General features: G+C 70.2%; 14 protein-coding genes and 2 pseudogenes. 9 read left to right on the forward strand and 7 right to left on the reverse strand.

Going from position 1 to position 13,990, the window contains the following annotated elements; translation table 11 throughout:
• Positions 1-722: 722 nt before the first annotated feature.
• The 6 genes and pseudogenes from ACI7BZ_RS15140 to ACI7BZ_RS15165 form a co-directional block, all read right to left on the reverse strand.
• Positions 723-999: pseudogene (locus ACI7BZ_RS15140) on the reverse strand (MerR family transcriptional regulator); the annotation flags it as partial.
• 274 nt (positions 1,000-1,273) lie between these two features.
• Entirely contained in the window at positions 1,274-1,591 is a 318-nt protein-coding gene (locus tag ACI7BZ_RS15145) for an integration host factor subunit alpha (protein ID WP_414118001.1), read from the reverse strand.
• A gap of 214 nt (positions 1,592-1,805) precedes the next feature.
• Positions 1,806-2,780 (reverse strand): beta-ketoacyl-ACP synthase III, encoded by a 975-nt coding sequence (locus tag ACI7BZ_RS15150; protein WP_414118002.1) that lies wholly within the window; start codon positions 2,778-2,780, stop codon positions 1,806-1,808.
• Entirely contained in the window at positions 2,777-3,847 is a 1,071-nt protein-coding gene (gene plsX, locus ACI7BZ_RS15155; protein WP_414118003.1) for a phosphate acyltransferase PlsX, read from the reverse strand. The genes ACI7BZ_RS15150 and plsX overlap by 4 nt, the downstream gene beginning before the upstream one ends.
• Before the next feature lie 160 nt (positions 3,848-4,007).
• Positions 4,008-4,514, reverse strand: a complete 507-nt coding sequence (locus ACI7BZ_RS15160; RefSeq protein ID WP_414118004.1) for a YceD family protein — start codon at positions 4,512-4,514, stop codon at positions 4,008-4,010.
• Positions 4,511-5,062: a ubiquinol-cytochrome C chaperone family protein gene (locus tag ACI7BZ_RS15165; protein ID WP_414118005.1), complete on the reverse strand. Its 552-nt coding sequence runs from the start codon at positions 5,060-5,062 to the stop codon at positions 4,511-4,513. The genes ACI7BZ_RS15160 and ACI7BZ_RS15165 overlap by 4 nt, the downstream gene beginning before the upstream one ends.
• A gap of 220 nt (positions 5,063-5,282) precedes the next feature.
• On the opposite strand from ACI7BZ_RS15165, the gene ACI7BZ_RS15170 reads away from it, so the two are divergent.
• Positions 5,283-5,756, forward strand: a complete 474-nt coding sequence (locus ACI7BZ_RS15170) for an outer membrane protein assembly factor BamE (RefSeq protein ID WP_414118006.1) — start codon at positions 5,283-5,285, stop codon at positions 5,754-5,756.
• 42 nt (positions 5,757-5,798) lie between these two features.
• Positions 5,799-5,981: pseudogene (gene tolA / locus ACI7BZ_RS22110) on the forward strand (cell envelope integrity protein TolA); the annotation flags it as partial.
• A gap of 32 nt (positions 5,982-6,013) precedes the next feature.
• Here the strand turns inward: tolA and tpiA are convergent.
• Positions 6,014-6,769, reverse strand: a complete 756-nt coding sequence (tpiA, locus tag ACI7BZ_RS15175; protein WP_414118007.1) for a triose-phosphate isomerase — start codon at positions 6,767-6,769, stop codon at positions 6,014-6,016.
• A gap of 167 nt (positions 6,770-6,936) precedes the next feature.
• Between tpiA and ACI7BZ_RS15180 the strand changes: the two genes are divergently transcribed.
• The 7 genes from ACI7BZ_RS15180 to ACI7BZ_RS15210 all read left to right on the forward strand — a co-directional run bounded on the left by ACI7BZ_RS15180 (position 6,937) and on the right by ACI7BZ_RS15210 (position 13,880).
• A complete protein-coding gene (locus ACI7BZ_RS15180) occupies positions 6,937-8,832 on the forward strand; it encodes a peptidylprolyl isomerase (RefSeq protein ID WP_414118008.1) in 1,896 nt (631 codons plus the stop codon).
• Between the two features lie 11 nt (positions 8,833-8,843).
• The gene (gene trpE, locus ACI7BZ_RS15185) at positions 8,844-10,355 is read left to right on the forward strand and encodes an anthranilate synthase component I (protein ID WP_414118009.1); all 1,512 of its coding nucleotides are present in this window, start codon (positions 8,844-8,846) and stop codon (positions 10,353-10,355) included.
• A 4-nt stretch (positions 10,356-10,359) separates the two neighbouring features.
• Positions 10,360-10,863, forward strand: coding sequence for a hypothetical protein (locus tag ACI7BZ_RS15190; protein ID WP_414118010.1), 504 nt, complete (start codon positions 10,360-10,362; stop codon positions 10,861-10,863).
• A gap of 52 nt (positions 10,864-10,915) precedes the next feature.
• On the forward strand, positions 10,916-11,518 hold the full coding sequence (locus ACI7BZ_RS15195) for an anthranilate synthase component II (protein ID WP_414118011.1): 603 nt from the start codon (positions 10,916-10,918) through the stop codon (positions 11,516-11,518).
• 9 nt (positions 11,519-11,527) lie between these two features.
• Entirely contained in the window at positions 11,528-12,562 is a 1,035-nt protein-coding gene (trpD, locus tag ACI7BZ_RS15200; protein WP_414118012.1) for an anthranilate phosphoribosyltransferase, read from the forward strand.
• Positions 12,559-13,350: an indole-3-glycerol phosphate synthase TrpC gene (gene trpC / locus ACI7BZ_RS15205; RefSeq protein ID WP_414118013.1), complete on the forward strand. Its 792-nt coding sequence runs from the start codon at positions 12,559-12,561 to the stop codon at positions 13,348-13,350. The genes trpD and trpC overlap by 4 nt, the downstream gene beginning before the upstream one ends.
• Before the next feature lie 107 nt (positions 13,351-13,457).
• Positions 13,458-13,880: a DUF2147 domain-containing protein gene (locus tag ACI7BZ_RS15210; protein ID WP_414118014.1), complete on the forward strand. Its 423-nt coding sequence runs from the start codon at positions 13,458-13,460 to the stop codon at positions 13,878-13,880.
• Positions 13,881-13,990 lie beyond the last annotated feature (110 nt).

Genomic DNA, 13,990 nt, shown 5'->3' on the forward strand with positions numbered 1-13,990 from the left:
GCTTCCCGTGTGGGCGGCAGGGCCGCGCAGCGGCCGCTGAAAGGCCAGCTCAGGCTCGATCCGGCGACCCGGCGCACCGGGGGCCTGCCGGGGAGCAGGCTCGCGCGGCCCGGCCCGCCGCCCGGGGGGGCGGCCGGCGGCGGTGCGGTCCGGCCGGGGGCCTTCAAGGCGATCCTCGTCCGGCCCCGCGTCACCCCTTCGAGCGGCCTCCTGCCGGGCGCCCTCCGGCCGCATTCCGTCCGGCGGCTGGCTGTCGTGGGGCGAGCCGTCATACGGCAGGCCGTCATGGAGCATTCCGTCATGGCGCAGGCCCGCTGCCCCGGACCGGTGCGCCCGCGGCTGCGGCGGAGCGGCGGGCACTGCGTCGAAGGTGGGATCGCGGCGGCCCTCGAATGGTCCGCTGCGGGCCGCGGGCGGCTCCTCGCGGCGCATGGGCGCGCCATGGGGTTCCGGCCGCCGCACCGCGCCCGCGACCGGCTGCCGCAAGGTGATGGGCGGCACCGGCGCGTCGGTCTCCAGCTCGCTGTCGGCCTCCCGGTCGGGAAAGGGCAGGGGCAGTTCCGCCAGGGAGGGCAGTTCGGGCAGGATATCGTCGCCGCCGCCCGCGCGCGGCCGGCGCCGGGGCAGCAGGCCGAGCAGACCACCGAAGGTCACCCCCTCCCCCGCCGGCCCGCGCGCCGGGCGGGCGCTGCGCATGACCGCCACCTCGCGCTCGATGCCGAGGTCCTGGACGAAGCGCACGCCCTGATCCTTCAGGATGCGCTGGGCGCCCTTGATGGTGTAGCCGTCGGTGTAGAGCAGGTGGCGGATGCCGCGCAGGAGGTCCACGTCCTCCGGCCGGTAGAAGCGCCGCCCGCCGGCGCGCTTCACGGGCCTGATCTGCGTGAAGCGGGTTTCCCAGAAACGCAGGACGTGCTGGGGAAGCTCAAGGTCTTCTGCGACCTCGCTGATGGTCCGGAAGGCGTCCGGAGCTTTCTCCGTCTCGCGCGCGTCGTCCACCGTGTCTCCCGCCTCGTCCGATCGAATCGCTCGTCGCCACGATGGGAATCATACCGGTGATCGCGAAGGCCGGGAAGCAGCGGCGCACGGCGGTCGCGGATCGGCGCCATCGTCTGCTTGCGGGAGCGGTGGGAAGAGGGCCTGGCTCATGCTGCCCGCGGCACTGCAAGCGGAGGATGCCTCGGCGCCCGTCCCTGCCCTTTCCCGCTGGCGGGCGGGGCTTTGCATGGCAGCGCGCGGCTGCAGCGGTCTCAAGCGGCGGGGCGGCCCGCGCTCAGTCCTCGTCGAGGCCGTCACCCTCGGTTCCGTTGATACGGTGCTTGAGGATGGAGGATGGCTTGAACACCATCACCCGCCGCGGCTCGATGGGCACTTCCTGCCCGGTCTTGGGATTGCGCCCGACGCGCTCGCCCTTCTCGCGCACTACGAAGGAGCCGAAGGAGGAGAGCTTCACCGTCTCGCCCCGGGCAAGGCAGTCTGCGATTTCCTTCAGCACCGACTCGACGAGCGCCGCTGACTCGGTGCGGGACAAGCCCACCTGCTGATAGACGGCCTCACACAGATCCGCCCGCGTCACGGTCCGACCAGCCATGTGTCTCCCCGACCCCAGAATGCCTCAACGGACCCGTCGGAAGCGTCGCTCGACGGCCCGGTTCGGAAATCCCTTCAATCTTAACAGAGCAGGATTCACGAATATGACGGATGGAACGTCGCACTTCCCGCACTGCCCGGCGGCGACCGGAAGGCTCCACGCAAACTAGCCGCGCGAGCCTAGATCGGTCAACGGATTAAAGCAGATTCGCGCGTCACCAGCGCACCAGGGCGGACCCCCAGGTGAAGCCTCCGCCCATGGCTTCGAACAGCACCAGATCCCCCTTGCGGATGCGCCCGTCCCTCGCGGCGCTGTCGAAAGCCAGGGGGATGGAGGCGGCCGAGGTATTTCCGTGCTGGTCCACCGTCACCACCACCTTCTCGGGGGCGATGCCGAGCTTCTGGGCGCTGGCGTCGATGATGCGGCGGTTGGCCTGGTGGGGCACGAACCAGTCGATGCTGGCGGCGCTTTCCCCGGTGGCGGCGAAGGCGTCCTCGATCACGTCGGTGATCATGCCCACCGCATGCTTGAAGACCTCCCGGCCCTCCATGCGCAGGTGGCCCACCGTGCCGGTGGAGGAGGGGCCGCCGTCCACGAAGAGCTTGGCGCGGTGGCGCCCGTCCGAGCGCAGGTGGGTGGTGAGCACGCCGGCGCCGTGGGCGTCGTCCGCCTGCACCGCCTCCAGCACCATGGCCCCTGCCCCGTCGCCGAACAGCACGCAGGTGCCGCGATCCTCCCAGTCGAGGATGCGCGAGAAGGTCTCCGCCCCGATCACCAGCGCCCGTTCGAAGGCGCCGGATTTCAGGTAGGCGTCGGCCGTGGCCAGCGCGAAGACGAAGCCGGAGCACACGGCCTGCAGGTCGAAGGCGGCGCCGCGGACGATGCCCAGCTCCGCCTGCACCGTCACGGCGGTGGCAGGGAAGGTCTGGTCCGGGGTGGAGGTGGCGAGCACGATCAGGTCGATGTCCGCCGCCGTGAAGCCGGCATCGGCGAGCGCCCGTTCCGCCGCCTTTACCGCGAGGTGCGAGGTGAACTCGCCCTCGGCGGCAATGTGACGCTGGCGGATGCCGGTGCGCTGCACGATCCAGTCGTCCGACGTGTCGATGCGACGCGCCAGATCGGCGTTGGTGAGGATGTGCTCGGGGAGATAGGACCCGGAGCCCCGGGCGACGGACCTGATACCGCTCACGATTGTCCTTCCGCGCCTGCGGCCTGCGGCTCGCGCGCCGGCGCATCCGGCGGCTGGCGGCTGACGAGGCTCTTTTCGATGCGCGCCAGCAGTTGATGGCGCACCATGTCGTAGGCGAGGTCAACGGCGGCGGCGAAGCCCTCCGCGTCGGTCCCGCCATGGCTCTTGATGACGATGCCGTTCAGGCCGAGGAACACGCCACCGTTGGCCCGGCGCGGGTCCATCTTCTCGCGCAGCACCCGGAAGGCGTCGCGCGCGAACAGATAGCCGATCTTCGCCCGCAGGGTGCGGCCCATGGCGGCGCGCAGGTAGGAGGCGAGCTGCTTGGCCGTGCCCTCGGCGGTCTTCAGGGCGATGTTGCCGGCGAAACCCTCGGTCACCACCACGTCCACGGTGCCGGCGCCGATGTCGTTGCCCTCGACGAAGCCGTGGTAGTTCACGCCCACATTCTCGTCCCGCAGGATGCGGGCGGCTTCCTTCACCTCCTCGACGCCCTTGATCTCCTCGACGCCCACGTTGAGCAGGCCCACCGTGGGCTTGTCGAGATCGAACAGGACGCGCGCCATGGCCGAGCCCATGATGGCCATTTCCACCAGGCTCTTGGCGGTGGCACCGATGGAGGCGCCCACGTCGAGCACCACGGTTTCCCCGCGCAGGGTGGGCCAGATGGCGGCGATGGCCGGGCGGCTGATGCCCGGCATGGTGCGCAGATTGAAATTGGCCATGGCCATGAGCGCGCCGGTATTGCCGGCGGAGACCGCCGCATCGGCGTCGTGGGTCTTCACCGCGTCGATGGCGCGCCACATGGAAGATTTGTAGCGGCCGCGGCGCAGGGCCTGGCTCGGCTTGTCGTCCATGCCCACCACCACCTCGGTGTGGACGATGCGCGCCGTGGCGGCGAGCTTCGCATGGCGCTTCAGCACCTCGCGCAGGCGCGCCTCGTCGCCATAGAGCACGAAGGCGATGTCCGGATGGCGCCCGAGGGAGAGTTCCGCCCCGGCAAGGACCGTCTCGGGTCCATGGTCGCCGCCCATGGCGTCGAGGGCGATGCGGACGGGTGCGGTCATCTCTTGGGTCTATCCCTTCAGGGCCAGCAGCGGTTACTGGAGCGGTTCACTGGAGCCGTTGTTTGAGCATTGCACGGTGCGGGCACTGCGCCCGGCGGGCCGGCACGGGCCGCGGGCGCGCGGACAATAGCGTCTCACACCCGCATCGCAACAGGCGGGCTCACTCCTCACCCTTCAGGCGGGCCAGGGCTGCGAACGGGGATTGGGCGGCCACGTCCTCGGCGGGGGGCTCGAACACGGCGCCCGGCTTGCGCGGATAAGGATCGACACCGAGGGCGAGGAACTCGCCCACCAGTGCGCCGGCATCGATGCGGCCGTCCACCACCTCGTCCGGCGGGTCCTGCTCGCTCTCCTCGTCCACCTCCCGCGGGGCGGTGCCCTGAGGTACGAAATGCACGTCGATGGCCTCGCGCACCGGCGTGTCGAACGGCTCCAGCGTCACGCCGCAGGCCTGGCGCACGGTGGCCACCAGCTCGCCGGTGAGATGCACCCCTGCCCCGCCCTCGGGGGCGAAATGCAGCCTGGCCCTCAGGCCCTCCACCGCCAACACCCCGGCATGGCGTGCGAGGGCGGCGCAGGCGGCGGCGTCCGGCACCAGTTCCAGGGCGAGGCCATGGGGCGGCAGGTCGCCCACCGCGACCACGTGGGAATAGGGAAGGTCGGTCATTGTTCGCTCTCCCGGCGCATCGGGCCCGGCAGGATGAAATCGCCGCGGGCCAGCACGTCGAACGGCGTTTCCCGCAGGCGGTCGGCGGCGGCGCGCACATAAGCGGCGAGCGCCCGGGCCGCCGGCGGCGGGGCGCCCGCCCCCAGATCGAGGATATTGCGGGCCACCGCCACGGCAAGGGCGTCGTCGCCGGGCGTGGACAGCGCGGCATCATAAGCGGCGGCGCGGCCGTAGAAGGCCTCGCCGATCTTCTTCATCTTCTTCGGCACGGTCAGGTCGCCCACGCCCAGCTCGCGCAGGGTGCGGTCCATGTCCGCGGCAAAGGCGTCGAACACGTCCTGGGCCAGCGCCCGCGCCACTTCGTCGCCATCCTTCAGGCGATGGCAGGCGAGCACGGTGTGGAGCACCACCATTTCGAAACGGCCTTCCATGGTGTCTGGAACGCCGAAATCGGAATAGAACTCCGGTCGCCGCGACTGTGCCACGATCGCGCCGTAGAGGCGCTCGATAGTCGCTCGGGTCTTCGCGGAGCGGAACAGTTTGAACATCGCGATCCGAAGGCTTGACGGGCCGAAGGTGACAGGGGCACGACGGTGACGGCCGGCCCCGGGGGCGTAACGCGCCGGGGGCGCCGTTGCAAGGGGCAGGGGCCGGCGGGGTGGTCGCCGGCGACATTGCGGTGCGGTCCGCGGCATCTTCCGGCACGCCGGATTGCCGCATGCCGGAGCGGCGCGGGAAACGATGGGGAAGCGTGTGGCGTCACAGCAGATGAATGATACGCAGAGCGGAACCGGCTGGCGGCGCGGCAGCGCCGGGCTCGTCCTCGTGGCCCTCGCCCTTGCCGGCTGCAGCGATACGGTCGCCACGTCCGGCGTCTCCGGCATCACCCGCACCTACCAGCGCGGCTACGTGCTGGCGGAAGGCGCGCTCGAACAGGTGCCCGTCGGGTCGAGCCAGGAGCAGGTGCTGCTGGTGCTCGGCACGCCCTCCACCGTCGCCACGGTGAATGGCGAGGCCTTCTTCTACATTTCACAGACCGCCCAGAAAGTGGCCTTCCTGAAGCCGGAAATCACCGAGCAGAAGGTTCTGGTGGTCTATTTCGACAAGAACAAGCGGGTGAGCCGCGTCGCCCAATATGGGCTGAAGGACGGCAAGGTGTTTGATTTCGTCTCGCAGACCACGCCCACCAGCGGCGAGGAAGTGAGCCTCATCAAGCAGCTCATCAACCTCGTCACGTTCTGAGCCGGGCCGGCGCGGGCAACCGGGCGCCGCGCCGGCATTCCCTTGCGAATCAGGTTCCGGCCGGACGGCAGCCTCGATGGGCCGCCGCAGGCGGTCGGCGCGTCCGCCACCGATCCCGCCCTGCTGAAGCCAGCCGCTGCGAACGCCATTGCTGCCGTGGAGCGGTGCGCGCCCTACCGGGAGCTGCCGGTGGCGAAATACGACGCCTGGAAGGAAATCCACTTCCGCTTCACCGCCGGTCCGCTGACGGCACCCCCTCAGGGCGTCGCCCGCGCGATGGCGAGGAAATCCGAAGCCTTCAGGCTCGCCCCGCCCACCAGCGCGCCGTCCACGTCCGGCACCGCCAGCAGCACCGCCGCATTGTCGGGCTTCACCGAGCCGCCGTAGAGGATGCGCATACCGTCCGCCTCGGCGCCGAAGCGCTCCTTGAGGATGCGGCGGATGGTGCCGTGGATCTGCGCCACATCCTCCGGCGTGGGGGTCCGGCCGGTGCCGATGGCCCAGACCGGCTCGTAGGCGATGACCATGTTGGCCGCGGTGCAGCCGTCGGGAACCGACTGGCGCACCTGGCGGGTCACCACCTCCACGGCGGCGCCCGCGTCGCGCTCCTCGGCGGTCTCGCCCACGCAGACCAAAGGCAGCAGGCCGCGGCACCAGGCGGCCTTCACCTTGGCCATCACCACCGCGTCGCTTTCCGAAAGGTTGGTGCGGCGCTCCGAATGGCCGACGATGACGGCGCAGGCGCCCGCATCCTGAAGCATCTCGGCGGAAATGCCGCCGGTGTGGGCGCCGCCCGGGCTCGGGTGGCAGTTCTGACCGCCCAGCAGCACGCCGGAGCCGGCGAGGCGCTCGCCGGCGGGGATGAGCAGGGTGGCCGGCGGGCACACCAACAGGTCGGCCCGCGCCTTCAGCGCGTCGTCATAGCCCGCCGCAATGGCCTCGATCTCGCCCAGCGCGCTGCGCAGGCCGTTCATTTTCCAGTTGCCGGCAATCAGGACGCGGCGCGGCGGCATGGATCCCCTCCATTTTTGGTCGTGTGCATGAGGCGTGTGTCGTGACCTACCAGAGCGGAAAGCCGGCCGAAACAGGGTGCGACCATGCGCCGTTGCGGCCCCCCCTCCCCCTCCCTATGATGCGCCGCTTCCGCGCCGGCCCCCGGCGCTCTTCGAACGAATGAACGATGGTCCTTCAGACACTCCGCAAGGGCGCCTCCGGCTGGATCGCCAAGATCTTCCTCATCCTGCTCACGCTCAGCTTCGTGGTCTGGGGCATTGCCGACGTCTTCCGAGGCTTCGGCGCCACCACGGTGGCGCGCGTCGGCGACACGGACATTCCCGCCGAGGCGTTCCGCCAGCAGTATCTCGACCAGCTGCAGCAGATCAGCCGGCGGGCCGGGCGCGGCATCACGCCCGAGCAGGCGCGCGCCTTCGGGCTCGACCGGCAGATCCTCAACCAGATGATCGCCGACGCCACCCTGGAGGCCCAGGCGGCCCGCCTCGGGCTCGCCGTGGGGGATGCGCAGATCGCCAGGGAGATCGCGGAGAATCCCGCCTTCCGCCCGCCGGGCGGCGGCGCCTTCGATCCCGCCTATTTCCAGCAGCTGCTGCGCTCCAACGGGCTGACGGAGAAGCGATTCGTTGACGCCGAGCGCAAGCGCGCGGTGCGCGACCAGGTGCTGCAGTCCCTCGGCGCCGGCATCGCCGTGCCGCAGGTGCTGCTGGATGCGGTGAGCCGCTTCGAGGGCGAGACCCGTTCCGCGTCCTACATTCTCGTCACCCCCGCCGCGGCCGGTGCCGTGCCGGCGCCGACGGAAGAGAATCTGCGCGCCTATTTCGACGCCCACAAGATCGCCTTCCGCGCCCCGGAATATCGCAAGGTGTCGGTGCTCGCCCTCACCCCCACCGGCCTTGCCGCCACCGAGACGGTGAGCGACGCCGAGGCTAAGGCGGACTATGAGCACAACCCCGCCCGCTTCGGCACCCCCGAGCGGCGGGACGTGCAGCAACTGGTGTTCACCAATCCCGCCGATGCGGCGGAGGCGGACGCCAAGATCAAGGCAGGCGCCAGCTTCGCCGACATCGCCACCGCCCGTGGTCTCACCGCCGCGGACACCGACCTCGGGCTGGTGGCGAAGTCCGCCATCCTCGATCCGAAGATCGCGGCCGCCGCCTTCTCCCTCGCCGAGGGCGCCGTCAGCGCGCCGGTGGAGGGGCGGTTCGGTACCGCCATCGTCCGCGTCGGCAAGATCGAGCCGGGCAGCCAGCGCCCGTTCGAGCAGGTGAAGGGCGAGATCGTGGAGGCCCTGCGCCTCGACAAGGCGCGCCGCGCCCTTCTCGACAAGCACGATCTGGTGGAGGACGAGCGCGCGGCCGGCGCCACCCTCGGCGAGACGGCGCAGAAGCTGGGGCTCACCCTCCAGGTGTTCGACGCGGTGGACCGCTCCGGCCGCGACCCGGCCGGCGCGGCGGTGGATGTGCCCGGCGGCACCGAGGTGATCACCGGCGCCTTCGCCGCCCAGCCGGGGGTGGAGACGGACACCATCCAGCTGCCGCAGAACGGCGGCTTCATCTGGTACGAGACCAATTCCATCACCCCCGCCCGCGACCGCACCTTCGAGGAGGCGCAGGCCGCCGTCACCGCCCGCTGGACCGAGGCGGAAACCGAGACGGCGGTCGAGGCCAAGGCCAAGGCGCTGCTGGAGCAGGCCCAGGCCGGAACCGCCCTCGCCCAGGTGGCGGAACAGGCCGGGCTCGCGCTCCAGAGCGCGGACCAGCTGCGGCGCGGCCGCGCCGCCGGACCCTTCAGCACCGAGAGCATCGCCAGCGTGTTCGACGTGAAGGACGGCGGCTTCGGCATCGCCCTCGCCGCCACGGAGCCGAGCCGGGTGGTGTTCCAGGTGACAGCGGTGGCCGTGCCCGCCGTCACGCCCGACACCACGCGGGTCGCCGCGGAGCTCTCGCGGCAGGTGGAGAACGATGTTCTCCTGCAATATCTCGGGGCGCTCCAGAAGGAGATCGGGGTGACCGTGAACGACCGCGTCTTCGCCCAGGCGGTGGGCGCGAGCCCGGCGAACTGAGGCGGCGCGCCGTGAACGCCCCTTCCGATTTCGACCTCTTCGCCCGGCGCTACCTCAAGGGTGAAGCGCAGGTGGTTTCCACCACCCTGGTGGCCGACCTGGAAACGCCGGTCTCGGCCTTCCTGAAGCTCGCGGGCGACACGCCCAACGCCTTCCTCCTCGAATCGGTGGAGGGAGGCCAGGCCCGCGGGCGCTATTCCATGATCGGGCTTGCGCCCGACCTCATCTTCCGCGCCTCCGGCGACGTGGCGGAGATCAACCGCACCCCCGCCGCCGATCGGTCCGCCTTCGTCCGCTGCCCCGAGCCGCCGCTTCAGGCGCTGCGGGCGCTGCTGGCCGAATCGGCCATCGACCTGCCGGAGGGCGCCCCGCCCATGGCGGCGGGCGTGTTCGGCTATCTGGGCTACGACATGGTGCGACAGATGGAAGAGCTGGCCCCGGCCAAGCCCGACCCCATCGGCGTGCCCGAGGCGCTGCTCATCCGCCCCACGGTGATGGTGGTGTTCGATGCGGTGAAGGACGAGCTGACCGCCGTCACCCCGGTGCGCCCGAAGGAGGGCCTCGCCCCGGCCGCAGCCTGGGAGGCCGCGCTGGAACGGCTCGACCAGGTGGTGGCGGGACTGGAGCGCTCCATCGCCCATCCCGCGCCGGACCCGTTCCACGGCGAGGTGGCCGCCGTCTCCAACACCAGCGCCGCGGAATTCTGCGCCATGGTGGAGAAGGCGAAGGACTATATCCGCGCCGGCGACATCTTCCAGGTGGTGCTGTCCCAGCGCTTCGAGAGCCCCTTCACCCTGCCGCCCTTCGCCCTCTACCGGGCGCTGCGGCGGGTGAACCCCGCGCCGTTCCTGGTCTATCTGAATTTCGAGGGCTTCTCGGTGGTGTGCTCCTCGCCGGAAATCCTGGTACGGCTGCGCGACGGCAAGGTCACGGTGCGGCCCATCGCCGGCACCCGCCGCCGCGGCGCCACCCATGCCGAGGACGAGGCGCTGGCCGCCGAGCTGCTCGCCGATCCCAAGGAGCGCGCCGAGCATTTGATGCTCCTGGACCTCGGCCGCAACGATGCCGGCCGGGTGTCGCAGATGGGCACGGTGAAGGTGACGGATTCCTTCTTCATCGAGCGTTACAGCCAGGTGATGCACATTGTGTCCAATGTGGAAGGCGCGATGGACACCCGCTTCGACGCCATCGACGCGCTGGCCGCCGGCTTCCCCGCCGGCACCGTCTCCGGCGCGCCGAAGGTGCGGGCCATGCAGATCATCGACGAGCTGGAGAAGGACAAGCGCGGCATCTATGCCGGCGCCATCGGCTATTTCGGCGCCAATGGCGAGATGGACACCTGCATCGTGCTGCGCACCGCCATCGTCAAGGACGGGCGCATGTATGTGCAGGCCGGCGCCGGCATCGTCTACGACAGCGTGCCCGAGAGCGAGCAGCAGGAATGCGTGAACAAGGCCAAGGCCCTGTTCCGCGCCGGCGAAGAAGCCGTGCGCTTCGCCGCCCGCGCCGGCAAGGGGCAGTGAGGGGATGAGCGTGGCGGTGCCGCTCCCGCCCGCTTTGCGGGAGTTGACGCGGGACGGCACGCTCGCCGCCGGCCTCCTGGCCTACGCCTTGCCCTCACTCGCGTTCTACTGGCTTGCGGAGCGGCTGGACCGGCCGCCAAGGGAGACGGCCGGGATCGCGTTCGGCGCGATCATGACGGTGCTCGTCGTCCCTCTTTGGCGCTGGCTTGCCGTACGTCACGGGCGCTTTTCTGCTGGCGGCGGCTGCCGCGCTGCCGTAGCGGCCTGGATCGGAACCTTCGGCATCGCCTGGCTGCTTTCGATCGCGGCCGCGGCGCTCTATCTTAACCGTTTGATGCCCTCGGCAACACTCGGCGAGCGCGTGCTGCATGGCATGGTTGATGGGCTGATTATTGCTGGCTTTACCAGCGTCGCAACCTTTCCGGCAGCGCTTGCGCTCATTCTGCTCGCGGTGTGGTGTCGATGGCGAAGGGGCGCGGAATTTGAAACGCGGACGTCGGAGGGGTAAGCCTTCCGCAAACCGCCCGCTCCCACGCTTCTCACGCCCGCTTGGACACGCCATGACCACCGTCACGCTGATCGACAATTACGACAGCTTCACCTACAACCTCGTGCACTATCTGGGCGAACTGGGCGCCACCGTCACCGTCCACCGCAACGACAAGGTGTCGGTGGAGGAGGTGCTGGCCGAGAAGCCCGACGCCATCGTGCTCTCCCCCGGCCCCTGCACCCCCAACGAGGCGGGCATCTGCTGCGATTTGATCGCCGGGGCCGGCGACAAGGTGCCCATCTTCGGCGTCTGCCTCGGCCACCAGGCCATCGGCCAGGTGTTCGGCGGCGACGTGGTGCGCGCGCCCTCCCCCATGCACGGCAAGATGAGCGAGATCCTGCACGAGGGCAAAAGCGTGTTCCGGGGCATCAACCACCCGTTCCAGGCGACGCGCTACCATTCCCTCATCGTCAAGCGCGAGACCCTGCCGGACGCGCTGGAGGTGACGGCGCATACGGCGGACGGGCTCATCATGGGCCTTGCCCACAAGACGCTGCCCATCCACGGCGTGCAGTTCCACCCCGAGAGCATCGCCTCGGAGAACGGCCACGCCCTGCTGAAGAACTTCCTGGACATCGCCGAAGCCTTCAAGGCGCAGCAGGCGAAGGGCTGAGGACACCACATGGACCAGTTCAAACCCCTCCTCGGCAAGGTGGCGACGGGCGCGAGCCTGAGCCGCGACGAGGCCGCCTATGTGTTCGACGCCATGATGTCGGGCGCGGCCACCCCCTCCCAGATGGGCGCGCTGCTGATGGGGCTGCGCGTGCGCGGGGAGACGGTGGACGAGATCGCCGGGGCGGTGTCGGTCATGCGTGCCAAGATGCTGCCGGTGGAAGCCCCGCCCGAGGCGGTGGACGTGGTGGGCACGGGGGGCGACGCCTCCGGCTCCTACAACATCTCCACCTGCGCCTCCTTCATCGTGGCCGGCGCCGGCGTGCCGGTGGCCAAGCACGGCAACCGGGCCCTCTCCTCGAAGAGCGGCGCGGCGGACGTGCTCGTGGCGCTGGGCGTGCGCATCGACCTCGACCCGGCCGGCATCTCCCGCTGCATCGCCGAGGCCGGCATCGGCTTCATGTTCGCCCCCTCCCACCACCCGGCCATGAAGCATGTGGGGCCGACCCGGGTGGAACTGGGCACCCGCACCATCTTCAACCTCATCGGCCCGCTTTCGAACCCGGCCGGCGTGACGCGGCAGATGGTGGGCGTGTTCGCCAAATCCTGGATCGTGCCGCTGGCCGAGGTGCTGAAGACGCTGGGGTCGGAAAAGGCGTTCGTGGTGCACGGCTCGGACGGGCTGGACGAGATCACCATTTCCGGTGGAACCGACATCGCCATGCTGGACGAGGGCCGCATCCACACCTTCACCATCACCCCGGAGGACGTGGGCCTCACCCGCGCCCCGCCGGAGGCGCTGAAGGGGGGCGACGCGCAGCACAATGCGAAGGCCCTGCGCGCGGTGCTCGACGGCGCCCCGGGCGCCTATCGCGACGTCTCCATCGTCAACGCCGCCGCGGCCCTGGTGGTGGCTGGCCGGGCGCACGACCTGAAGGACGGGGTGGAGCAGGCGCGGGTGAGCCTCGACACTGGCTCCGCCCGTGCCCGGCTGGAGCATTTGGTGGCCATATCCGAGAAAGTGGCGCCGGAGGCGGCCCAATGAGCGACATCCTGACCCGCATCGAAGCCTACAAGCGCGAGGAGATCGCGGCGGCCAAGCGCGCCCATCCCCTGGCCGAGATCGAGGCTGCCGCCCGCTGCGCCCCGCGGGTGCGCCCGTTTGCCGGCGCCATCGCGCAGAGCCTGGCGGAGGGGCGCACCGCGCTCATCGCCGAAATCAAGAAGGCGAGCCCCTCCAAAGGCCTGATCCGCGAGGATTTCGACCCCCCGGCCCTGGCGCGCGCCTATGAACGCGGCGGCGCCACCTGCCTCTCCGTGCTCACCGACACGCCCTCCTTCCAGGGCGCGCCGGACTATCTGAAATCGGCCCGCGCGGTGGTGGGCCTGCCGGTGCTGCGCAAGGACTTCATGTACGACACCTATCAGGTGGCGGAAGCGCGGGCCTGGGGGGCGGACTGCATCCTCATCATCATGGCCGGGGTGGACGACGCCCTCGCCCGCGACCTGGCGGACGCCGCCGCCGCCTTCGGCATGGATGCCATCGTGGAGGTGCACGACGGCGCCGAGCTGGACCGCGCGCTGGCCTTGCCGTGCCGCCTCATCGGCATCAACAACCGCAATCTGCGCACCTTCGAGACCGCGCTGGAAACCTGCGAACAGCTCGCCGGCCGGGTGCCGGCGGACCGCATCGCCATCGGCGAGAGCGGCATCTTCACCCCGGCCGACGTGGCGCGGCTTGCCCGCGTGGGCATCGGCACCATCCTGGTGGGCGAGAGCCTGATGCGCCAGAAGGATGTCGCATCCGCTACCTCGCAGCTCATTGCGGGTTAGGCTTGCCGTATACGTGAAGTTCCGCCTTAATGGAGAGGATGGCCCGCCACGAGGCCATGCCGCGCGCCGGTGGAAACTGCCCGGTTCGCTCTCCAGGGAGGAGTTTCATGCACATGCGTCTTCTTGTTGCCTTCGTTGCGCTCGGATTGGCCGGGGTGGGGCCGGCATGTGCCGCCGATCCCACCGGCCTGTGGCTGACTCCCAGCCGCAACGGGCAGGTGGAGATCTCCAAGTGCGGCGCCAGCCTCTGCGGCCGCCTCGTCTCCTCGGACGGGCTCAAGGCCGATCCGGGCCTGAAGGACGTGAACAACGCCAATGCCAAGCTGCGCGACCGCCCGCTGAAGAATGTCACCATCCTCACCGGTTTCTCCGGCGGGCCGAAGGAGTGGACCGGCGGCAGCATCTACAATGCCGAGGACGGCAAGACCTACTCCGGCTCGATCACCCTTGATGGCGACAATGCGCTGAAGCTGCGCGGATGCGTGGTGGCCCCGCTCTGCAAGACGCAGACCTGGACCCGCCTGCGCTGACGCGCGCTCCCCTCTGACGCGGCGGGGGCGGGCCTCCGGCCCCGCCGCCGGAAAAAGCGGCGCCCCAAGGTGGACAGGGCCGGCGGCTGGCGCCATCTTCCCGACATCTG

This window comes from Xanthobacter sp. AM11 (assembly GCF_047444035.1).
Classification (GTDB): domain Bacteria; phylum Pseudomonadota; class Alphaproteobacteria; order Rhizobiales; family Xanthobacteraceae; genus Xanthobacter.